The following is a 21,470-nucleotide window of genomic DNA, read 5'->3' on the forward strand; positions in this document are numbered from 1 at the left end:
CGAAACGCAGCGCCGGGCACCGGCAACCATGCCCCCAAATCACGTCATCGGGCCATGTCGCATGGACCAGCCGGGCAAAACAATGGTCTCGGCAGCCTCTGCCGTGCCGCCCGCGATCATCCCAACTCCAGCGTCGTGATGCCGAAAACCATCGACCGGGCGCTGCTGGGCTTGCCGCCCTTGTACATGCGTGTCGTCGTGAAGCCCGCAACCATCCCGGCAGCCTGAAGCATGGCGGTGAATTGAACCTGGCCGGCCGGCACGTCGATATGCAATGCCTCATTGCCGATCCTGCCCGAGAACCCCGCCACCAACGCCAGGGCATGGTCCGTCCCGTCCGCGAAAAGCGGCCCGACCTTGAAACCTTCGCGGCACCGGCGCGCCACGCCATAGCCGGCGATGCCGGCCGATGCCGCGGAGAGCAGCGCGATCCGGGGCTGCCGCAGCCACTCCCGAAGGAAGGCTTCCCGCGGCGCCGGGAAGCACTGGCGATCATAGGCGAGTATTCCGGCCGTGCCGGAGGCTGTCACGGGCCGTATGTCGCCACCCTGAGGCAATCCGGCGGGGTGACCGCTGTAGCGGACGGTCTCATAGACAGGCACGAAGCCCATGCGCTGGTAGTTGGCCCGCTGCTCGGCCACCCCGTCGAGACCGATGATGCGGTCGCCGAGGCGAGCCATGCCGGCGTCCCAGACCGCCTTGCCATGGCCTTCGCCACGCCGGTCTGGCCGGCAGATGTAGAGGCCGATGAAACCGAAACCCGGGCCGTATGCGACAGCCGAAATACCGGCCACCATCTCACCGCCGACGAAGGCGCCGATGAACCCCTCCGGATCGGCCGTCCGTAGCGCCGCGGCATCGCCGATGCCTGGATTCCAGCCCTCCATTGCCGCCCAGTCGACGAGCGTTTCCACTTCGCTGGCGGTCAGCGTCCGGATTGTTCTCGGCATCGTTTCACTCTATGGGCGGCGGGGGCGCCATGGTCAGGCATCAGCCGTCAGGATAGGCCGCCATCGGCAGACTGCAAGGCTGCGAGGCCTGACCATCGGAACGTTATCGACCGGCGCGTTTGCTGTGCTGGCTTTGGTCGCAACCGCGCGGCCTGCGGCAACTCTTTCGCCGTTGTTCCAATGAACAACTGGACACAACCGGCGAAGACTGGGAATCTTCTTTTGTCGTTGCTTGGAATCGCATGGAGTGCCGCAGGAAATGCCGCTGAGTCCCGCAGAGATCGCCCGTCACCCGGCAGCGCTTCGCGGTGTCCAGGAACAGTCGCGCGCGCTCATCCATATTTACGAAACAAGCCCGCGGCTGGCCGCCGTCTTTGCCACCCAGCAGCGCTGGCTGCTCGGTCATGTCGGCCTTGCCCTGCATTTCCGCCGTGATCCCAATGACCGCCGCACCGAAATGACGATCGCGCGCTTCATCGAGGTCGTGCGCCGCAATTCCGTCGCCAGCCGCAACACCGCCGAAGCCTTCGTCAAGGAGATGCTACATTACAACATCGCCGAATATATTTCGGCCAGCGGTGATGGCCGTGCCCACCCCTTGCGGGTCACTCAGGGCACCATCGAGACCTTCACCGGCTGGATCCATGCGCATCTGAGAACGCTGGACCAGATAGACGGCGGAGGCCGGCTGGCGACCTTTCTCGATCGACCCGACATGCTGTCCACCTTGCAGCCGCTGATCGCCGACGGATTGCTGACCTGCCAGGACGTGCGGGAACCAAGGCAGACCTTCTCGTTATTTATCTGGCTGAACAACGGCGGCATCGTCATGGACTGGCTGATGTCGGGTGTCGATCCGGAGGACGCTCATCTCGACAGGATACCGACCAGCGTCATCTCGGTCAGTGAATTCGCGCACTGGCTGAAGCTCTCGCGTACCCATCTGGCGCGCAAACTCCATGATGCCGAGGCGCTCGGCAGCATCGGCTGGGTCGGCCAGCGCGGTCATTCCGTGATGTGGGTCTCGCGGCAGTTCTTCGACGAATACATGGCCGTCCAGGCGTCCAAGCTCGCGGTCGTCGATGAGGCCTTCGAAGCGGCCTTTGCAGCCAGCACGACGCCCGGGATCGGTTGACTTGCGCTTTCCTACCCGGCCTTGAGGATAGCGGAAAAACGCGGATCGAAGGCCCGGCTGATCGGCTCGGCCGCGGCGCCTACGGCGATCGCCCAGGGGTCAGTGGTGCCGAGTTGCAGGCGCGGCAGGCGCCGAACGGGGCGATCCGCAATCGATGGCAGCAGCGGATGCATGGCCTGGAGCAAAAGCCGGGCCAGCGCCTCGGGTGCGCTGCTGGTCAGGATGACGGTCTGCGGATCGAAGATCGTTTCGATCAGATGCACGCTCCAGCGCAGGTCGGAGGCGGCTCTTTCGACCCAGCCCATGATCCTTGGGTCCTGCGCAAGCGACAGCGCGCCAAGCTTCTCGTAAAGCCCTTTCTCGGTGGGGTCGACGCCGAGATGCTGGTAGAGCGAGGCGAGCGAGGCCCGATGCTCTAGAGGCGTAGAGCCCGGGCCGGCCGGCGAAAGCAGCGCCATGCCGACCTCGCCCGCATTGCCGTTGCCGCCACTGTAGAGTTCGCCGTTGAGGATCAGCCCGGCGGCTATGCCGTAACCGACATAAAGACAGACGGCGTGGTCGACGCCATGCGCTGCGCCGACGATCCGCTCCGCCGTCGCACAGGCCGCCGCATCGTTCTGCAGGCCGACATCGAGCCCGGTACCGGCCGCAAGCGCCTCCACCAGCGGAAATTGCTGCCAGGCCGGCATCATCCATTTGTTGTCGGGGTTCTTCAGCCCGAACGGCCCCGGCATGGCGACGCCCAGTCCAACCAGCCGCCGCTCGGACTGGACAAAAAGTCCAGCCAGTTCGCGCCTGACGCGGTCGATCAGTCCGAGGATGATCTCGGCTCCTGACGAGGGCTCGTCCAACGGCAGCGCCGCCTCGGCGCGCGCGATCACCTTGCCGACGAGGTCGACCACCACAACGCGCGTCAAATGCCGGTCTATCTGCAGGCCGATGGCGAAGGCCCCCTCGGGGACCAGCCGATAGGGCGTGAAAGGCTGCCCCCTGCCCTTGCGCACCGCGTCCAGCGCCACGACCAGGCCGTCCTGCTCGAGATCCTCGATGATGTTGGAAACCGCCTGTTTGGTAAGCTGCGTCGCCCGCGCCAGGTCGGCTCGCGAAAGCGCGCCGTTGAGCCGCAGCGCCTCGATCATGACGCGGCGGTTATGCGCGCTCGTGCCTTCCTGGTTGGTGCCGCTTTTGGCACGGATCGGACCGATGTCGTGCACTGTCGTTTCCCCTCTTGACTCCATTAAAAGATTGATCGACTAATTAAGTCAAGCGAATTGACTTAATAGGTGAAACCCAGGCGGTTCGACAAAAAGACGGCAGATGCCTCAAGCTCTCGCCGCACGCCGTTCGGGACAGATCCGGTCACACGCGAGGCGCATTCGAGGAAGCGGCACAGCCTTCGCCGCCTACTCGCAGCTGTCGAAAATGGGAGAAAGACAAATGCTGAAATCGATCGGTAAGACACTTCTGGGCGCGGTGTTCGTTGGCGGACTGTTCGTCCCTCACGCCTTCGCCGAAACCACCTTGAACGCGCTCTTCATGGCGCAGGCGGCCTATAGCGAAGCCGACGTGCGCTCGATGACGGAAGCCTTCACCAAGGCCAACCCGGATATCAAGGTCAATCTCGAATTCGTTCCTTATGAAGGCCTGCACGACAAGACGGTGCTCGCGCAAGGGTCGGGCGGCGGCTACGACGTGGTGCTGTTCGACGTCATCTGGCCGGCCGAATATGCGACCAACAAGGTGCTGGTCGACGTATCGTCGAAGATCACCGACGACATGAAGAAGGGCGTGCTGCCCGGCGCCTGGACCACCGTGCAGTATGACGGCAAGTACTATGGCATGCCGTGGATCCTCGACACCAAATACCTGTTCTACAACAAGGAAATCCTGGAGAAGGCCGGCATCAAGGCGCCGCCGAAGACCTGGGAAGAGCTTGGCGAGCAGGCCAAGACCATCCAGGACAAGGGCCTGCTGAAGACGCCCATCGCCTGGAGCTGGTCGCAGGCCGAAGCCGCGATCTGCGACTACACCACCCTGGTCAGCGCCTATGGCGGCGACTTCCTGAAGGACGGCAAGCCGGACTTCCAGAACGGCGGCGGCCTGTCGGCGCTGAAATACATGGTCGACAGCTACAAGTCGGGCCTCACCAATCCCAATTCCAAGGAATTTTTGGAAGAGGATGTCCGCAAGGTATTCGAGAACGGCGATGCCGCCTTCGCGCTGAACTGGACCTACATGTACAACATGGCCAACGACCCGAAGGACTCCAAGGTCGCCGGCAAGGTTGGCGTCGTGCCGGCGCCGGGCGTTGCCGGCACCAGCGAGGTCTCGGCCGTCAACGGCTCGATGGGCCTCGGCATCACGGCGGTGTCGAAGCACCAGGACGAAGCCTGGAAATACATCGAGTTCATGACCTCGCAGGCGACTCAGAACCAGTTTGCCAAGCTCTCGCTGCCGATCTGGGCCTCGTCCTATGACGATCCGGCCGTCACCAAGGGTCAGGAAGAACTGATCGCCGCCGCCAAGCTCGGTCTCGCCGCGATGTATCCGCGCCCGACCACACCGAAATACCAGCAGCTGTCGACGTCGCTGCAGCAGGCGATCCAGGAATCGCTGCTCGGCCAGACGACGCCGGAAGACGCGCTCAAGACCGCCGCCGAAAATAGCGGCCTCTGACACGGCGTTCCTCGACTGCGGGCGGCCTCATCCACGAGCGCCGCCCGTGCTATTTCTGACCGAATGAAGGAAGAGAGGCGCCTCTGATGTCAGGCACCTGGATGACGCTTCGCGCGTGGCTGTTGATGCTGCCGCTGCTGGTGATCATGGTCGCCGTCATCGGCTGGCCATTGGTCGATACCGTCAGGCTTTCCTTCACCGACGCCCAACTGGTCGGCACGGCGGGCAACTACGTCGGCTTCGACAACTACACCAAGATGCTGACGAGCTCGAATTTCACCCGCACGCTCTCGACCACCACCTGGTTCGCCGTCATCTCGGTCGCCGCCGAGATGGTGATCGGCGTTCTTGCAGCACTTCTGCTCAACCAGGAATTCCGCGGCCGCGCCGTGCTGCGCGGGCTGATGATCCTGCCCTGGGCGCTGCCCACCGTGGTCAACGCGACGCTATGGCGGCTGATCTACAATCCCGAATATGGCGCGCTCAATGCCGCTCTGACGCAGCTCAATATCATTGGCGACTACCGCTCATGGCTGGGCGAGCCCGGCACGGCGCTTGCCGCGCTGGTCGTCGCCGATTGCTGGAAGAATTTTCCGCTCGTGGCGCTGATCGCGCTCGCCGCGCTGCAGGCGGTGCCGCGCGACATAACCGCCGCGGCGCTTGTCGACGGCGCCGGCCCGTTCAACCGCTTCCGCTTCGTCATCCTGCCTTATCTCGCGGGACCACTGATGGTGGCATTGGTGCTGCGCACCATCGAGGCGTTCAAGGTCTTCGACATCATCTGGGTGATGACCCGCGGCGGCCCGGCCAACAGCACGCGCTCGCTGTCGATCCTCGTCTATCAGGAGGCCTTCTCTTTCCAGCGCGCCGGCTCCGGCGCCTCGCTGGCCCTGATCGTCACCTTGCTCGTCACCGTGCTTGCGGTCGCCTACGCGACGCTGGTCCGCAAGACCGCCGGGAGTGCAGCCTGATGGAACGCAAGAGCCCGGTCTTCAGCGCTTTCATCTATCTCTGCGCCATCCTGCTCGCAGCCGTGATCCTGGCTCCGCTCGCCTGGCTCTTCGTCATGAGCATATCGCCGGCGGCCGATCTCGCCGCCAAGCCGCTGCGCTGGTGGCCGCAAGTGACCGACTTCTCCCGTTACGCGCAGCTTTTGTCGACGGTCGAGAACAGTGCCGGCGCCGCCTTCACCGCATCGCTGCGCAACAGCCTGGAAGTTGCCGGCATGGCGACACTCGCCGCAGTCGTGCTTGCCGTGCCCGCCGGCTGGGCCGTCTCGCGCACGCCTTCGATCGGCTGGTCGCTATCGATGGTGATCGCCACCTACATGCTGCCGCCGGTGGCGCTCTCCGTGCCGCTTTACATGGGCCTGTCGTATCTCGGCCTGCTCAACAATGTCTTCGGCCTGGCGCTGATCTATCTGACGATCCTCGCGCCCTTCACCACCTGGCTGATGAAATCGGGATTCGATTCCATCCCGCGTGAGATCGAGGCCGCCGCCATGATCGACGGAGCGGGGCTGCTCCAGACCTGGCGCATCATCACCTTGCCGCTGGCGGCACCCGTGGTGGCGACATCGGCGCTGTTTGCCGTGCTGCTTGCCTGGGACGAGTTCTTCTATGCCTTGCTCTTCACCTCGGACCAGCGGGCAAAGACGCTGACGGTCGCCATCGCCGATCTCGCCGGCGGCCGCGTTTCCGACTACGGACTGATCGCCACCGCCGGCGTGCTTGCGGCCTTGCCGCCGGTGCTGATCGGCCTCGTCATGCAACGCGCGCTGATCTCGGGCCTCACCAGCGGCGGCGTGAAAGGATAATGATGACTGCAGAAGAGAAACGCCCGGCAGGCCTTGTCGCGATCGACCGCGAGATGGCGCGCCAGCATGAGGATGCGCTTGCCTCGTTCGAGAGCAATCGGGAGGTGGCTGCCAAGGTCGCCACCTCGATCAGGCGCAACGGCAGGCTCCTCCTGCTCGGCATGGGCGCCTCGCATGCCGTCGCTCGCGCTGTCGAGCCGCTCTACCGCGCGCATGGCATCGATGCCATAGCGCTGCCGCTTTCGGAACAACTCGGCCAGCCGCTGCCGCTGGCCGGCAAGACGGTGATCGTCACCTCGCAGTCCGGCGAAAGCGCCGAAGTGTTGCGCTGGTTTGCCGAGACCACCGATCGAGCCGAGACCTTCGGGCTGACGCTGGAGGCAGGCTCGTTCCTGGGGCGTACAGTGCCTTGCCTTGTCGGCGCCGGCGGTACCGAGCTCGCCTTTGCCGCGACCCGCAGCCTGACCGTGACCTTCGCCCTGCATCTCGCCATCCTGGCCGCGCTCGGCGACAGCCCCGACGCCGCGCTTGCTGCGCTTGAGGTGCCGGAGACGGTTGCGATCGACGCAGCACTTGCGGCCCTCGGCAACGTGGCGACCGTGGTCACATCCGGCCGCAGCCTTCAAGGCGTGGCCGAAGCATTGGCGCTCGGCCTCACGGAACTGTCGCGCCTGCCCTGCTACTCCCTCGAGGGCGGCCAGCTTCGCCATGGGCCGATGGAGATGCTCAGCGAAAAAATCGGCATCGTCCTCTTCCGCGGTGACGATCCGACATCCGGCCTGGCCACCGCCATGGCTGCCTCGGTCGTAGAGGCCGGCGCGCGGCTCATCGTCTTCGATGCCTCTGGCAAACCGGAAGTCGCAGGCGCCGCCACATTGACGTTCAAGCCCGCCTCCGGGCTCGCTGCGATCTTTGCCATGCTGCCGGTGGCGCAGCGCCTGATGATCGCCTTCGCCGATTCCCGTGTCGAGAATGCCGGCACGCCGGTGCGCACCACCAAGATCACGCGGAGCGAATGATGCGGCCGCTCGCGGTGATCGGCAACGTCAATGTCGACCTGATCGTCGGGCCGGTCGCGCCCTGGCCGAAGGCAGGAACCGAGACCGTCGTTGACCATGACGACCTGCGGGTCGGCGGCCAGGCCGGCAACACGGCGCTGGCCTGGCAGGCGCTGGGCATCGATTTCGAGATAGCCGCCAATCTCGGTGACGACCAGTTTGGCCGCTGGCTGCGCGAGGCCTTCGGATGCCGTGCGCAAAAATGGCCGGTTCGTCCCGAAGGCACGACGCTGTCGGTCGGCATGACCCATCCCGATGGCGAGCGCACCTTCTTCACCACGCGCGGCCACCTGCCCCGCTTCAGCCTGGGTGACGTGCTCTCCGTGCTCGATGGAAAACGGCTTTCCGGCGGCTATGCGCTGCTCTGCGGCTCTTTCCTCACCGACGACCTGACGCGCGATTACGACGCCTTCTTCGACTGGGCCGATGCTCACGGCGTCGCCGTTGCGCTCGACACCGGCTGGCCGATCGACGGCTGGACGGAACCGAATTGCGTGGCGGCGCGCGGCTGGCTGTCGCGCTGCGAACTGGCCCTTCTCAACGAGGTCGAGACGACCACGCTGGCCGGCCTGGCAAGTCCGGCGGAAGCGGCGCGCAGGATCCGCGACGGCATGAAGGGCGGGGCGACGGTCGTCGTCAAGCGCGGACCGGACGGCGCGATAGCCATCGGCGCCGACGGCGAGCTCGTCGAGGCGGCAGCCCCGCGCGTCACTGTCGTCGACACGATCGGCGCCGGCGACGTCTTCAACGCGGCCTTCCTGGCTGCGCTGGCACAAGACCGGCCGCTGCAGGACTGCCTGGCCGTCGCCATCCGGGTGGCGTCGCGCGCTATCTCAACTTTGCCCCGCGACTATGGCGGGCCGATCCAGTTCGAGGATGCCGTTCATGAGCGCGCTTGAAATCCGCGATGTCCGCAAGAACTACGGCAGCGTCGAGACGCTGAAAGGCATCGACATCGCGCTCGAAAACGGCGAGTTCCTGGTGCTGCTCGGCTCGTCCGGCTGCGGCAAGTCGACCCTGCTCAACATCATCGCGGGTCTCGCAGAGGCAACCAGCGGCGACGTGCTGATCGGCGGCCGCTCTGTGCTTGGCGTGCATCCGAAGAACCGCGACATCGCCATGGTCTTCCAGTCCTACGCGCTCTATCCGAACCTGACCGTTCACCGCAACATCGGCTTCGGCCTGGAGATGCGCAAGGTTCCTGGCGTCGAGCGCGACAAGGCTGTGCGCGAGGCGGCGAGGCTCTTGCAGATAGAGAACCTGCTCGACCGCAAGCCCGGCCAGCTGTCCGGCGGCCAGCGCCAGCGCGTCGCGATCGGCCGGGCACTGGTGCGCAAGCCCCAGGTCTTCCTGTTCGACGAGCCGCTCTCCAACCTCGACGCCAAGCTGCGCCTCGAAATGCGCACGGAATTGAAGCGCCTGCACGAGATGCTGCGCACCACGGTCGTCTATGTCACGCACGACCAGATCGAGGCGATGACGCTGGCAACCCGCATCGCCGTCATGCGCGACGGCCGCATCGAGCAGCTCGGCACGCCGCAGGAGATCTACAATCACCCGGCGACGCTCTATGTCGCGGGCTTCGTCGGCGCGCCGGCGATGAACATGCTGGAAGCGGTTGTCGAGGACGGCAAGCTCGCGATCGCCGGCACGGATGCGCGGCTGGCGCTGCCGGCACGCTACACGAATGCGGCCGGTAGCGGCGCCCGGGTCATTGTCGGCGTAAGGCCGGAAGCGCTCCGCCTCGGTCCGGGCAGTGGTGACCTGTCGCTGCCGGTCGAGATCGATGTCGTCGAACTGACCGGCCCCGAGCAGGTCACCACCGCCCGAATCGGTACGCAAAGGCTGACGGCAACGCTGCCGCCGCAAGCCCGCGTCGCCAAGGGCCGGTCATGCGCGTTTGTCTTCGACGCGGACACGCTGCGTCTGTTCGATCCAGCAACCGGCAAGGCTTTCTGAGAAGCGCCGCTTTGGCGGCGCCGCTTCGATTCAGTCGATGTCGAAGGACACGCCCTGCGCGAGCGGCAGCGCCTTGGAGAAGTTCACCGTGTTGGTGGCGCGGCGCATATAGGCCTTCCAGGCGTCCGAGCCACTCTCGCGGCCGCCGCCGGTCTCCTTCTCGCCGCCGAACGCCCCGCCGATCTCGGCGCCCGAGGTGCCGATGTTGACGTTGGCGATGCCGCAGTCCGAACCGTCGACGCCCAGGAACCGCTCCGATTCCTGCAGGTCGCGGGTGAAGATCGACGACGACAGGCCTGCCCCGACCGCGTTGTGCTGCTCCAGCGCCGCGTCGAAATCGGAATATTTCATCACATAGAGGATCGGCGCGAAGGTCTCTTCCGTCACGGGAGACACTTGCTTCGGCATCTCGACCAGCGCCGGATGCACATAATAGGCGTTCGGACGGCCGTTTTCGACGCGCGCCCCGCCGGTCACCTTGCCGCCATGCGCTTCGGCTTCCTTCAGCGCCTTCTGCATATTGTCGAAGGCCGCCTTGTCGATCAGCGGACCAACCAGCGCCTTGCCTTCCAGCGGATTGCCGACCGAAACGGACTGATAGGCCTTCTTCAGCCGCGGCAACAGCGCGTCATAGACGCTGTCATGCACGAACAGGCGCCTGAGCGTCGTGCAGCGCTGGCCGGCCGTGCCCATGGCGCCGAAGGCGATGGCGCGCAGCGCCATGTCGAGATCGGCGGTGGGGCACACGATGCCGGCATTGTTGCCACCGAGTTCCAGCACCGCGCGGGCGAAGCGCTTGGCGAGCCTGGGACCGACCTCGCGGCCCATGCGGGTCGAGCCGGTCGCCGAGACCAGCGCCACCTTGGGATGGTCGACCAGCACCTCGCCGGCGGCGCGGTCGCCGATCAGCACCTGCAGCAGGCCGTCCGGCGCATCGGCGCCGAAACGCTTGGCCGCTCGCTTGAAGATCGCCTCGCAGGCAAGCGCCGTCAGCGGCGTCTTTTCCGACGGCTTCCACACCACCGCGTCGCCGCAGACGAAGGCCAGCGCCGAATTCCACGACCACACCGCGACCGGGAAGTTGAAGGCGGAAATAACGCCGACCACGCCGAGCGGATGCCAGGTCTCCATCATGCGGTGTCCGGGGCGCTCGGTGGCGATGGTAAGACCATACAATTGCCGCGAGAGACCGACGGCGAAATCGCAGATGTCGATCATTTCCTGGACCTCGCCCAGACCCTCGGACGGGATCTTGCCGACCTCGATCGACACCAGCCGGCCGAGCTCGTCCTTATGCGCGCGCAATTCCTCGCCCAGCAGCCGCACCAGTTCGCCCCGCTTCGGGCCCGGCACCAGCCGCCAGGCCTGGAAGGCCTTGTGCGCGGCATCGATAGCCTTGCCGGCATCGGCGGCCGAGATCGACTTCAGCGCCGCGACCTGTTCGCCCGTCACCGGGCTGCGCACGATCAGGTCGCCGCCCGAAAGCGCATCCCTGGCAACACCAAGTTTCTCCAGAAGTGAGGCCGTTTCGTTCGCCAATGTCATTTTTGTCCCTTTCAGATCCCGCCTCTCATAGGGCGGAAGTGGAAGCCATGCGCCATGTCGTGGTCCGTGCCGTCAGGCACAGCTGGGCGCTTTCATGGCGTGGCATTACTCGTTTCGGGGAAAAACCGCCACCCCGGCATGGTCCAAGGCCGGGTCGCGAAATTGGGCCAGACAACAGCGGATGATCCCGAGAACCGGTTCTCGGAGAAGATCATGCTTCAACAAAGAGTTAGATCAAGACGACGATTCAACGAAACGTCATCCTTGATCTAGAGCCGGATCAGCGCGCCTTTTGGAAAGAAGACTTTTCGGCGCTTTCCTTGATCAGCCGATCGATATGCATGCGGATATGCGCCGCCTCGGCGGCGGTGTTGGCCAAAGCGATGGCGCGGTCGAAGGCAACGCGCGCCTCCTCGTTGCGCCCAAGCTGCATAAGCAGCCCGCCCCTCAGCCCGAAGAAGTGGAAATAACCCGACAACCGGTCTTCCAGGGGCTCGATCATGGCAAGCGCTTCCTCCGGGCCACGGACCTTGCTGACCGCGACGGCGCGGTTCAGCGTCACCACCGGCGACGGCTGCATCTGCTCCAGCAGGCCGTAGAGCAGGTCGATCTCGGTCCAGTCGGTATCCTCGGCCGTCGCCGCGCGGGCATGCAGCGCCGCGATTGCCGCCTGCACCTGGTAAGGGCCGGGCTTGCGGTGACGCAGCGCCTTGTCGACTAGCGCGAGGCCCTCGTCGATCATCTTGCGGCTCCAGAGCGACCGGTCCTGGTCCTCCAGCAGCACGATCTCGCCATTCTCGTCGAAACGCGCCGGCGCTCGTGCATGCTGCAGCAGAAGCAGCGCGGTGAGCCCCATGATCTCCGGCTCGGCCTGGAAGAGCCTGAGCAGCAGACGGGCGAGGCGGATCGCTTCTTCGCAAAGCGGCGCGCGGGCCGGCGCCTCGCCGCCATTGGTCGAGTAGCCTTCGTTGAAGATCAGATAGACCATCGCGGCGACAGCGGCGAGCCGCTCCGAACGCTCGACCGCACCCGGCGTTTCGAACGGCACGCCGGCATCGGCAATGCGAGCCTTGGCGCGGGTGATGCGCTGTTCCATGGCGCTCTCGCCGACCAGGAACGCGCGCGCGATCTGCTTGACGGTGAGGCCGGAGACGATGCGCAGCGCCACCGCGATCTGCTGCGTCGCCGGCAAATCCGGATGGCAGCAGATGAACAGGAGCCGCAGGATGTCGTCACGGTAATGCGCGCCATCGAGCCGCTCGGCGATGTCGCTCTCGGCGTCGTCCAGATCGGAAATCTGGTCTTCCTCCGGCATCGGCGCCTGCTTGGCGCGTTTGCGCACCGCGTCGATGCCGCTGTTGCGGCCGACGAAGATCAGCCAGGCGGCCGGATCGCGCGGCGGGCCGTTCTTCGGCCAGTTGTTGAGCGCCCTGAGACATGCATCCTGGAAAGCCTCCTCCGCGGCGTCGAGATCGCGGAAATAGCGCAGCAGCGCGCCCATCGCCTGCGGACGGGCGTTGCTGATTGCGGTGCTTATCCAGGCAAGCTCGGTCATACCGCGACCTTTGTCGGATTGAACACCGAAACCGGCCGGATCTCGTAGGAGCCGCCGCTCGGATTGACCTCGGAAAGCTCACGCGCGAATTCGACGGCCTCGTCGAGATCGCTGCATTCGAGCGTGTAGAAGCCGAGAAATTGTTCCTTGGTCTCGGCGAACGGTCCATCGAGCACGATCGCTTCGCCCTTGACCCTTCTCAGCGTGGTCGCCGCAGTCGTCGGCAAAAGGCGCGCCACCGGACCGAGTCGGCCGGCCTTGGCGTATTTGTCCTGCACGTTGAGGAGCTTTGCCATGACCTCGTCGTCCTGTTCCTTGCTCCAGGAACAGACAACGTCTTCGGAGGCATAGCAGAGGATGGCGTAGAGCATGGCAGGTCCTTTCCGTATCAAAGGACGCGACAGTAAGACCCTTCCCGACACAAGGTCGATAAAAAAATTCGACGCGCGATCACGAACTTGGCGACTTTCCGGCCGGTCGTCAGGCGCCGTGCGCCTGCAGCCATCTGAGCACCAGCGCTTCTTCCTCGTCGAGACCGGGCATTAGCCGTTTGCGCTTGTTGGCTTCAGCAATTTCGTCAAGCAGGCGCCCTTCGGCCCACGCCTCGAACACCATGGGGTGAATATAGCAATTGCGGCAGACGGCACGGGTATTGCCCAGCCGCTCGGCGACCTTGTCGACGACGCTGTTTATCACCCGGTTTTGCTGCGTCTTGTTTTCAGGAAGCTCGGTCTGCGCAAACAGCGAGGCGGCATGAATGGTACCGCCCCAGGTGCGGAAATGCTTGGAGCTGAAATCGGCGCCGCAAGCCTCGCGAATGTAGCGGTTGACGTCCTCCGAGCGCACCGGCCGCCGATCTCCATCCTCATCGAGATACTGGAACAGTTTCTGCCCGGGCAGATCCTGGGCGCCGCGCACGATCTTGGCGATGCGGCGATCAACCAGCCTCAGCTTCCATTCCTTGCCGGACTTGCCCTTGAAGGCGAAGCGCAGGCTGGAACCCGTGATCTCGACATGACGGTCGCGCAGCGTGGTCAGCCCGAAACTCTTGTTGTCCCGTGCATAGGCGGCGTTGCCGATCCGGATCATGGTGTTGTCGAGCAGCCAGACCACCGAGGCGACGACGCGCTCCAGAGGCAGCCCGTGCCGGCGCAGATCGGCATCGATCTGACGCCTGAGAGCGGGCAGGCTTTCCGCGAAGGTGACGAGGCTCGAATATTTGACGCCGTCGCGTTCCTCGGTCCATTGCGGGTGATAACGATACTGCTTGCGGCCGCGCTGATCCCGGCCCGTCGCCTGGATATGGCCGTCCGGATCGGGTGAGATCCACACATCCGTCCAGGCCGGCGGAATGACGATCGTCTTGATGCGGGCAAGCGTGGTTTCGTCGACGGCTCTGCCGTCGGGTCCCAGGTAGAAAAATCCCGTGCCTTTCCTCGACCTGCGGATGCCGGGATCGGCATCGCTCACATAGATGAGCGACGCGCTCTCGGCGGAGGTCTGCGCACCGTTCCTCCGCGTTTCCTCGTCCCGCGCTGAACGGGCCGAGGACGATCGTGACTGCTGCAACATGCGGGCTCCGCGAAATTGTCCGTAGATAAAGCCGCGCGCCGGTGACTGGTTCCGAAAGCACTTCTCAGCCGTGTTGGATGACCGATACATCCGCCATCCAGAGCTCGCCATCGTCGGCATGGGCGGGAAAATTACCTCGCCCGGTCGGTACGGCCTCGGGGATCATTCCCGCCTCGTCCGCCAGATAGTCGTAGCCGATTGATTGGGGTGCCCAGGATACCGACGGCAGTCGTGCTTGAGAAACGCCTATCGGGCAATCGGCTTTGTCGTCACACCTTTTCGACAACGACCGGAATGACGTCGACCGCCTGCTCGCCGGCCTGGCCGCCCGTCGTCTTCAACACACCGACGATCGGCGCCACATCGGAATAGTCGCGGCCGTAGCCGACGGTGATATGATCGTTGCTCGCCCGCATGCCGTTGGTCGGGTCGAATTCCTGCCAGCCCGCGTCGCGCCCGCACCACGCCTTGACCCAGGCATGCATGGCGTCGGCGCCTTCGAGCCGCGGCTTGCCCTTCGGCGGGATGGTGCGCAGGAAGCCGCTGACATAACCGGCCGGGATCCCCAGCCCGCGCAGACCGGCGATCATGATATGCGAAAAATCCTGGCAGACCCCGCGCTTCAGCGCGAAGGCGTCGCTGGCCCGCGTCTGCACCGTCGTCGCCTTGCCGTCATAGGTGAAGTCACGGTGGATGCGATTGCAAAGATCGACCGCCGTAGCGACCGCCGAGCCGGCGAGGCTTTGCCGCGCATAGGCCGTGATCGCCGCGTCGATGCCGGCGTGGTCGCTTGCGGCGAGGAAATGATGCGGCGAAGCCGGCGTCAGCAAGCGCACCGCCTCCAGTTCGGCCCGCAGGCCGTGAATGTCGGGCGAGACATCGAGACCTGGCTCAGGCCGCGAGACGGAGACACGTGCGCTCATTCGGATGTCGAGCGTCTCATGCGCGTCGCGAAAGGCAATGGAGGTGACGTTGTTGCCGAAGAAATCGGTGAAATCGGCGCGCTCGGCAGGTGTTGGCGCGAAGGACAGCGAGGCGGCGATCACCCGCTGCACCCCGGCAATCGTCTGCGGCATGACCCGCACCTGGTGCCGGCCGCCGCCGGCGGCGCCGGCATAATCATAATGCAGTTGAAGTTTGATGTCGTAGAGCACTAGAGCAATTCCAGCAAAAGCGCGCGGCGATTGGGCTCGGCGTCTTCGCCGCAGCCTTGCGCCTGGAATCGCGTAAAAACAAAGAGATAGAGCATTGTAGGCGGTCCTTTCGCTGCAGATGCTCTACCCGAAATAGGCTCTGGAAAGACTGTTGTAGAGATCGCCGATCTGGCCGGCGAAGTCATCGAGCACCTTGGCGCTCATGTCCGACGGCTCCATGACGGCGATCGCCGTGTTGAGCTGCAGGATCTCCTTGGCGGCGGGCGACATATGGCCCTCGCCGCCGACCGAGGGCAGCAGGCCGATTTCCGCCTTCAGCCGCTCGAGCTGGAACAGAATGGAGCGCGGATTGAGCGGGTCGAGCGCCAAAAGGTCGATCACGGTGCGCCGCCCCGCCCGCACCGGGTATTGCCGGCGATGGGTCATGACGCTGTCGCCGATCTCCAGCATCATGTCGAGCGCCCCTTCCGGCGCCTCTTTCCTGGTCAGCCGGCCTAGCGTGCGGGCGATCTGGATGCCACGCTCCAGCCTGCGGCCGATCTCCAGGAAGCGCCAACCGGTGAAGCGGTACATGTTCTCGTGCAGCAGGCCGGAAAAGCCCGCCAATTTGCGCAGCAATACCGTCATCGCGCGCGTCGCGTCGTCGCCGGGCGCCACGATGCCGGCGAACCTATGGATGGTCTTCGACAGGTCCTTCAGCGCCAGCCAGCCATCCGGCGAGAAGCGGTCGCGGATTTGCCCTGCGCTGTAGACCGCGCTGTCCAGCGTGTCGATCAGCCCCGACGGGATCGCCGACTCGACGTCGATGCCGAACGGCTCGAGATAGTCCTTGACATCGGCAAGCAGCGGCATCTCGGGGTCGGACGTCTCCGCCAGCCTGACGTGATAGGCGCGCAGCACCCGCACCGTGTCTTCCGAGCGCTCGATATAGCGGCCAAGCCAGGTCAGATTCTCCGCCGCGCGGCTGGGCAGGCTGCCCGGCATGGTGCGGGTGAAGCCCTCATGCTCCTGCGGCAGGAGCGTCTCGCGCTCCACGGGCTTGTCGCTGACCACCCAGACATCCGCCGCCTGACCGCCGCGCTGCATGGCAATCGCGGTCGGGTCGAGCGAGAAGCCGACACGGGCGAAGCCGCCGGGCATTACGCTCCAGCCTTCTTGCGTTCGCGCCAGATAGACGCGCAGACTGGCTGGCCGCGGCTCCAGCCGGCCGTCGACAAACACCGGCGTGGTCGACAGCGTCACCGCTTCCTGGCCGACAAAGCCGGCGCCATCCGCCTCGATCCGCGCAACAAGCTCGGCCCGTTCCCCCGCCGAAAGCGCCGAACCGAGCCTGGTCGCGCCATCGTCCTCGAAGGCGAGCCGCGTCGACAGCGCCGGGCCAACCACCATGCGGTCGATATTTGCAAGCACGTGGTCGCGTTCGTTCTTCTGCCCGCACCACCAGGTGGCAACGTTCGGCAACGAAAGGTCTTCACCCTGCAGTTCCCGCGCGATCCTGGGCAGGAAGGAAAGCAGCGCTCGCGTTTCCACCAGGCCTGAACCCAGGGCGTTGACCGCTGAAACCGTGCCGCGCCGGATCGCTTCGACGAGCCCCGGTGTACCGATTTGCGACTCCGGCCTGAGCTCCAGCGGATCGGCGAAGGCGGCATCGAGCCGCCGCCACAAGACGCCGATCGGCATCAGCCCCGAAACGGTGCGCACCATCAGCCGGCCGTCGGAGACGGTCAGGTCCTCGCCCTCGAGCAGCATGATGCCGAGATAGCGGGCGATATAGGCGTGCTCGTAATAGGTCTCGTTGAGCGGTCCCGGCGTCAGGATGGCGACGCGGCCGCCGGAATCCTTCGCCATGCCGCTCAGCGCGTCGCGGAAACGGCGGAAGAAGCCGGCAAGCCGGTGCACATGCATCTCGCCATAGATTTCGGACAGCGCACGCGTGGTGGCGACGCGGTTTTCCAGCGCGAAGCCCGCGCCCGACGGCGCCTGGGTGCGATCGCCCAACACCCACCAGCGGCCATCCGGCCCGCGTCCGAGCTCGAAGGCGACCATATGGAGGAAATGCCCGCTGGCCGGCCGGATGCCGGCGACAGGCCGCAGATATTCCGGGCTTGCGGCAATCAGCCCGGCCGGCAGGATGCCCTTCTCGATCAGCCGGTTCGGCCCATAAATATCGGCCAGGATCGCCTCGAACAGGTCAGCACGCTGGACGAGACCGACGCTTATCTCGGTCCATTCCTTCTCGTCGATCAGCAACGGGACATGCGCCAGCGGCCATTCCCGTTCATTGGCGCCGGCTTCGTCGTAGACACGATAGTAGACGCCTGCATCGCGAAGATATTGATCGGCGCGGGCAAAACGCTGCCCAAGCCGCTCCGCTCCAAGCTCGTCCAGCGCATCGACGAAACTGCGCCAGGCCGGACGCGGGCTGCCTGACGCGTCGACCATCTCGTCGACGACGCCTTCGATCGGCCGGTAGCGCTCCAGCAGGCTATGCGCCCGCGGCCTGCCGCTCGCCCGTTTCTGATTCCCCTTGGCCATTCTCGATCAGAGTCTCGCCGGTCGCCTGAGGTCAAGGGTCATCGGGAACTCTTCAGAGACTTCTTCTTCACGCATCACATAGCCGCCCGGCGTGTGGCCGCGCGGTTCGAACCGGGCAAGCCGCCTGGCCTCGGCCTCATTGCCGTTGACCGGGAAGGTGTCGTAACTGCGGCCGCCCGGATGCGCGACATGATAGACGCAGCCGCCGACCGAACGGCCCGACCAGCGATCATAGATGTCGAAGACCAGCGGCGTGTTGACCGGCAGCGCCGGATGCAGGCCGGACGCAGGCTGCCAGGCCTTGAAGCGTACGCCCGCGACCGCGACCTCGCGATTGCCGGTCACCTTCATCGGCACGATGCGGCCGTTGCAGACGACGGCGTGGCGCTCCGGATTGAGGCCTTCCGTCTTCACCTGCAGCCGCTCGACCGAGGAATCGACGAAGCGGACCGTGCCGCCGATCGCGCCCTGCTCGCCCATCACATGCCAAGGCTCCAGCGCCTGCCTCAGTTCCAGCTTGACGCCGGCATGCTGAACCTCGCCGCAGAACGGAAAACGGAATTCGAGTTGCGCCGCGAACCATTCCGGGCGGAAGTCGAAGCCGTTTTGCTTCAAATCCTCCAGCACATCGAGGAAATCCGCCCAGACATGATGCGGCAGCATAAAACGGTCATGCAGCGAGGTGCCCCAGCGCACGAAGCGGCCCTCGAGCGGGTTTTTCCAGGCTCGGGCGATGATCGCTCGGACCAGAAGCTGCTGCGCGAGCGACATGCGCGCGTTGGGCGGCATCTCGAAGCCGCGGAACTCGACCAGCCCGAGCCGACCGGTCGGGCCATCCGGTGAAAACAATTTGTCGATGCAGATTTCCGAACGGTGCGTGTTGCCGGTCACGTCGGTCAAAAGATTGCGGAACAGCCGATCGACCAGCCATGGCAGAGGTGCGGCGCCTTTGTCCGGATGCGGCACCTGCGCCAGCGCGATCTCCAGCTCGTAAAGCGAATCGTGCCGCGCCTCGTCGAAGCGCGGCGCCTGGCTGGTCGGGCCGATGAACAGGCCAGAAAACAAATAGGACAGCGACGGATGCCGCTGCCATTGCAGCACCAGGCTTTTCAACAGGTCGGGCCGGCGCAGGAACGGACTGTCGTTCGGCGTGGCACCGCCGACCACGACGTGGTTGCCGCCGCCGGTGCCGGTATGGCGGCCGTCGATCATGAACTTGTCGGTGCCGAGCCGCGACTGCCGTGCTTCCTCGTAAATGGCCGTGGTTGTTGCGACGCATTCCTGCCAATTGGCTGCCGGATGGATGTTCACCTCGATGACGCCTGGATCCGGCGCCACGCGGATGACGTTGAGCCGCGGATCGTGCGGCGGTCCGTAGCCCTCGATATGCACAGGCAGGCCGATGGCCCTGGCCGCGTTCTCCGCCGCTGCCACCAGTTCGAGATAGTCTTCCAGCGCCTCGACCGGCGGCATGAACACGCAGAGCCGCCCGTCGCGCGGTTCGACCGAAAGTGCCGTGCGCACCGCACCGCCGATCTCGGTGATCTCCTGCTCGACGCGGTCTTGCTGGCCGGTCGTGGCGGTGAACGACACCGCCTGCTGGCGGCGCGCCATTTCGTCGGCGCCTTCGAGCTCTGCTGGAGCAGCCCTGGGCAAAATCGCCGCGCGCGCCGGCAGCGGGCCGCGCGGCAGCGACGGATCGACCGGGACGATATAGGGGAACTGCGCCGGCGGCACGTAAGGCAGCGTGCCGAGCGGCAGGCGGTAGCCGACCGGTGAATCGCCCGGTACCAGGAACAGGCGCCCGCGACGTGTCTTCCATTTCTCCGAACGCCAGCGATGTTCCGCGGCCTGGCTGTTCCAGCGCTGCACCGGCAGCACATAGCCCGACGGCTTGGTCAGGCCACGCTCGAAGACGCGCGCCATGCGGCTGCGCTCCTCCGGGTCTTCCAGCTTGGAGTTGGAGGGATCGACATTGTCCGGCAGCTTGCCCTCCTTGAGCAGCCATTCGGCCGGATCCTCATAGGCCTCGCTGACCATCGCCTTGTCGATGCCGAGCTCGCCGGCAATCGCCGTCAGCAGGCTTTCGGCCTGCTCGGGCCCGACCGCGGCGCTGCTCTTCTCGCGCGCGATCAGCGAAGGATCGCGCCACACCGGCTCGCCGTCGGCGCGCCAATAGAGCGAGAAGGTCCAGCGCGGCAGGCTCTCGCCCGGATACCATTTGCCCTGCCCGTAATGCAGAAAGCCGCCCGGCGCAAAACGCTCGCGCAGCCGGCGGATCAGCTCATCCGCCTTGTCGCGTTTGGTCGGACCGACGGCCGCCGTGTTCCATTCGGCGGATTCGAAATCGTCGATCGACACAAAGGTCGGCTCGCCGCCCATGGTGAGGCGCACGTCGCCGTCTCTCAGCGCCGTGTCGACCTTCTCGCCCAGCACGTCGAGCGCTTCCCAGCTTTCGTCAGAGAACGGCTTGGTGATGCGCGGATGCTCGGCGATCCGGTCGACGCGCATGTCGAAGTCGAAATCGACATTGGCGAAGCTTGCCATGCCGGAGATCGGCGCGGCGTTGCGGAAATGCGGCGTCGCGGCGAGCGGCACATGGCTTTCGCCGGTCAGCAACCCGGAAGTCGGGTCGAAACCGATCCAGCCTGCGCCCGGAAGATAGACCTCGCACCAGGCATGCAGGTCGGTGAAGTCGACGGCGGTTCCGGGCGGTCCGTCCAGCGCGACCAGATCGGGCTTGAGCTGGATCAGGTAGCCGGAAACGAAGCGGGCTGCGATGCCAAGGTTGCGCAGGATCTGCACCAGCAGCCAGCTCGAATCCCGGCACGAGCCCTTTTTCGCGGCAAGCGTTTCCTCCGGCGAAAAGACGCCGGTCTCCATGCGCACGATATAGGCGATCTCGCGCTGCAGCCGCGCATTGAGGTCGACTAGGAAATTGACGGTGTTCTTCGGGCTCCGGTCGATCGTCGCCAGGAATGCCGAGAGCAGCGGCCCTGCCGGTTCCGGCATGCGGTAGATGGCAAGGTCGTCCCTGATCTCCTCGGGATAGTCGAACGGAAAGGTCTCGGCCGATTCCTCGACGAAGAAGTCGAACGGGTTGTAGACCGTCATGTCGGCGACGAGGTCGACCTCGATCTTCAATTCGCTCACCGGCTCCGGGAAGACGAAGCGGGCGAGGAAGTTGCCGTAGGGGTCTTGCTGCAGGTTGACGAAGTGGTTTGCCGGTTCGACCTTCAGCGAGTGGCTGAGCACCTTGGTGCGCGAATGCGGCGCCGGCTGCAGCCTGATCACCTGAGGGCCGAGTATGACCGGCCGGTCATATTTGTAATGGGTCAGGTGGTGGACGGCTGCCAGAATTGCCATGGTGCCCCGGGGTTCGGCGTTTCAGTAGCCGAACCCTGACACAGATAGTAGCCGATCTCCAAGCGGATGTTGCGGTGCACCCAATCGAACGCCTTGTTTCGCCTCCCCGAGCAGGTCGACCCTCACTCTCGGCTTTGCCCAGCCACCTC

The 21,470-nt window shown here is 65.1% G+C and carries 16 protein-coding genes; 7 read left to right on the plus strand and 9 right to left on the minus strand.

All coding sequences use genetic code 11. The features are described 5' to 3' along the window. Positions 1-116 precede the first annotated feature (116 nt). Positions 117-950, minus strand: a complete 834-nt coding sequence (locus tag AC0L2L_RS03555; RefSeq protein WP_473576230.1) for a GNAT family N-acetyltransferase — start codon at positions 948-950, stop codon at positions 117-119. 259 nt (positions 951-1,209) lie between these two features. On the opposite strand from AC0L2L_RS03555, the gene AC0L2L_RS03560 reads away from it, so the two are divergent. Then, a complete protein-coding gene (locus AC0L2L_RS03560) occupies positions 1,210-2,085 on the plus strand; it encodes a hypothetical protein (RefSeq protein WP_473576231.1) in 876 nt (291 codons plus the stop codon). An 11-nt stretch (positions 2,086-2,096) separates the two neighbouring features. Here the strand turns inward: AC0L2L_RS03560 and AC0L2L_RS03565 are convergent, their stop codons facing one another. Beyond that, the gene (locus AC0L2L_RS03565; protein WP_473576232.1) at positions 2,097-3,299 is read right to left on the minus strand and encodes an ROK family transcriptional regulator; all 1,203 of its coding nucleotides are present in this window, start codon (positions 3,297-3,299) and stop codon (positions 2,097-2,099) included. Positions 3,300-3,522: 223 nt separating this feature from the next. Here AC0L2L_RS03565 and AC0L2L_RS03570 point away from each other — a divergent pair, with 223 nt between their 5' ends. The 6 genes from AC0L2L_RS03570 to AC0L2L_RS03595 all read left to right on the plus strand — a co-directional run bounded on the left by AC0L2L_RS03570 (position 3,523) and on the right by AC0L2L_RS03595 (position 9,594). Continuing rightward, the gene (locus AC0L2L_RS03570; protein WP_473576233.1) at positions 3,523-4,761 is read left to right on the plus strand and encodes an extracellular solute-binding protein; all 1,239 of its coding nucleotides are present in this window, start codon (positions 3,523-3,525) and stop codon (positions 4,759-4,761) included. An 86-nt stretch (positions 4,762-4,847) separates the two neighbouring features. After that, the gene (locus AC0L2L_RS03575) at positions 4,848-5,732 is read left to right on the plus strand and encodes a carbohydrate ABC transporter permease (RefSeq protein ID WP_473576235.1); all 885 of its coding nucleotides are present in this window, start codon (positions 4,848-4,850) and stop codon (positions 5,730-5,732) included. Beyond that, on the plus strand, positions 5,732-6,577 hold the full coding sequence (locus tag AC0L2L_RS03580; RefSeq protein ID WP_473576237.1) for a carbohydrate ABC transporter permease: 846 nt from the start codon (positions 5,732-5,734) through the stop codon (positions 6,575-6,577). Before AC0L2L_RS03575 ends, AC0L2L_RS03580 begins: the two co-directional genes overlap by 1 nt. Continuing rightward, complete coding sequence (locus tag AC0L2L_RS03585; RefSeq protein ID WP_473576633.1) at positions 6,574-7,596, plus strand: SIS domain-containing protein; 1,023 nt, start codon at positions 6,574-6,576, stop codon at positions 7,594-7,596. The genes AC0L2L_RS03580 and AC0L2L_RS03585 overlap by 4 nt, the downstream gene beginning before the upstream one ends. Beyond that, entirely contained in the window at positions 7,596-8,534 is a 939-nt protein-coding gene (locus AC0L2L_RS03590) for a PfkB family carbohydrate kinase (RefSeq protein ID WP_473576635.1), read from the plus strand. The genes AC0L2L_RS03585 and AC0L2L_RS03590 overlap by 1 nt, the downstream gene beginning before the upstream one ends. Further along, positions 8,521-9,594, plus strand: coding sequence for an ABC transporter ATP-binding protein (locus tag AC0L2L_RS03595; protein WP_473576238.1), 1,074 nt, complete (start codon positions 8,521-8,523; stop codon positions 9,592-9,594). The genes AC0L2L_RS03590 and AC0L2L_RS03595 overlap by 14 nt, the downstream gene beginning before the upstream one ends. Positions 9,595-9,624: 30 nt before the next feature. On the opposite strand, the gene amaB is transcribed toward AC0L2L_RS03595, so the two are convergent. The 7 genes from amaB to AC0L2L_RS03630 all read right to left on the minus strand — a co-directional run bounded on the left by amaB (position 9,625) and on the right by AC0L2L_RS03630 (position 21,321). Next, on the minus strand, positions 9,625-11,139 hold the full coding sequence (gene amaB, locus AC0L2L_RS03600) for an L-piperidine-6-carboxylate dehydrogenase (protein WP_473576239.1): 1,515 nt from the start codon (positions 11,137-11,139) through the stop codon (positions 9,625-9,627). A 280-nt stretch (positions 11,140-11,419) separates the two neighbouring features. Then, on the minus strand, positions 11,420-12,694 hold the full coding sequence (locus AC0L2L_RS03605) for an RNA polymerase sigma factor (protein WP_473576240.1): 1,275 nt from the start codon (positions 12,692-12,694) through the stop codon (positions 11,420-11,422). Beyond that, entirely contained in the window at positions 12,691-13,065 is a 375-nt protein-coding gene (locus AC0L2L_RS03610) for a YciI family protein (RefSeq protein ID WP_473576241.1), read from the minus strand. The genes AC0L2L_RS03605 and AC0L2L_RS03610 overlap by 4 nt, the downstream gene beginning before the upstream one ends. 109 nt (positions 13,066-13,174) lie before the next feature. Then, complete coding sequence (locus tag AC0L2L_RS03615) at positions 13,175-14,266, minus strand: DNA topoisomerase IB (RefSeq protein ID WP_473576243.1); 1,092 nt, start codon at positions 14,264-14,266, stop codon at positions 13,175-13,177. 269 nt (positions 14,267-14,535) lie between these two features. Further along, on the minus strand, positions 14,536-15,420 hold the full coding sequence (locus AC0L2L_RS03620) for a transglutaminase family protein (RefSeq protein ID WP_473576244.1): 885 nt from the start codon (positions 15,418-15,420) through the stop codon (positions 14,536-14,538). Between the two features lie 123 nt (positions 15,421-15,543). Continuing rightward, positions 15,544-17,955: a circularly permuted type 2 ATP-grasp protein gene (locus AC0L2L_RS03625; RefSeq protein WP_473576245.1), complete on the minus strand. Its 2,412-nt coding sequence runs from the start codon at positions 17,953-17,955 to the stop codon at positions 15,544-15,546. A 6-nt stretch (positions 17,956-17,961) separates the two neighbouring features. Beyond that, positions 17,962-21,321: a transglutaminase family protein gene (locus AC0L2L_RS03630; protein WP_473576247.1), complete on the minus strand. Its 3,360-nt coding sequence runs from the start codon at positions 21,319-21,321 to the stop codon at positions 17,962-17,964. Positions 21,322-21,470 lie beyond the last annotated feature (149 nt).

The sequence above is a fragment of the Mesorhizobium sp. WSM4832 genome (assembly GCF_055811115.1).

What these genes read in the sequence shown, in the direction of transcription:
- AC0L2L_RS03555 (WP_473576230.1), bottom strand. Translation starts at nt 950, where the DNA reads ATGCCGAGAACAATCCGGACGCTGACCGCCAGCGAAGTGGAAACGCTC.
- AC0L2L_RS03560 (WP_473576231.1), top strand. Translation starts at nt 1,210, where the DNA reads ATGCCGCTGAGTCCCGCAGAGATCGCCCGTCACCCGGCAGCGCTTCGC.
- AC0L2L_RS03570 (WP_473576233.1), top strand. Translation starts at nt 3,523, where the DNA reads ATGCTGAAATCGATCGGTAAGACACTTCTGGGCGCGGTGTTCGTTGGC.
- AC0L2L_RS03575 (WP_473576235.1), top strand. Translation starts at nt 4,848, where the DNA reads ATGTCAGGCACCTGGATGACGCTTCGCGCGTGGCTGTTGATGCTGCCG.
- AC0L2L_RS03580 (WP_473576237.1), top strand. Translation starts at nt 5,732, where the DNA reads ATGGAACGCAAGAGCCCGGTCTTCAGCGCTTTCATCTATCTCTGCGCC.
- AC0L2L_RS03590 (WP_473576635.1), top strand. Translation starts at nt 7,596, where the DNA reads ATGCGGCCGCTCGCGGTGATCGGCAACGTCAATGTCGACCTGATCGTC.
- AC0L2L_RS03595 (WP_473576238.1), top strand. Translation starts at nt 8,521, where the DNA reads ATGAGCGCGCTTGAAATCCGCGATGTCCGCAAGAACTACGGCAGCGTC.
- amaB (WP_473576239.1), bottom strand. Translation starts at nt 11,139, where the DNA reads ATGACATTGGCGAACGAAACGGCCTCACTTCTGGAGAAACTTGGTGTT.
- AC0L2L_RS03605 (WP_473576240.1), bottom strand. Translation starts at nt 12,694, where the DNA reads ATGACCGAGCTTGCCTGGATAAGCACCGCAATCAGCAACGCCCGTCCG.
- AC0L2L_RS03610 (WP_473576241.1), bottom strand. Translation starts at nt 13,065, where the DNA reads ATGCTCTACGCCATCCTCTGCTATGCCTCCGAAGACGTTGTCTGTTCC.
- AC0L2L_RS03615 (WP_473576243.1), bottom strand. Translation starts at nt 14,266, where the DNA reads ATGTTGCAGCAGTCACGATCGTCCTCGGCCCGTTCAGCGCGGGACGAG.
- AC0L2L_RS03625 (WP_473576245.1), bottom strand. Translation starts at nt 17,955, where the DNA reads ATGGCCAAGGGGAATCAGAAACGGGCGAGCGGCAGGCCGCGGGCGCAT.
- AC0L2L_RS03630 (WP_473576247.1), bottom strand. Translation starts at nt 21,321, where the DNA reads ATGGCAATTCTGGCAGCCGTCCACCACCTGACCCATTACAAATATGAC.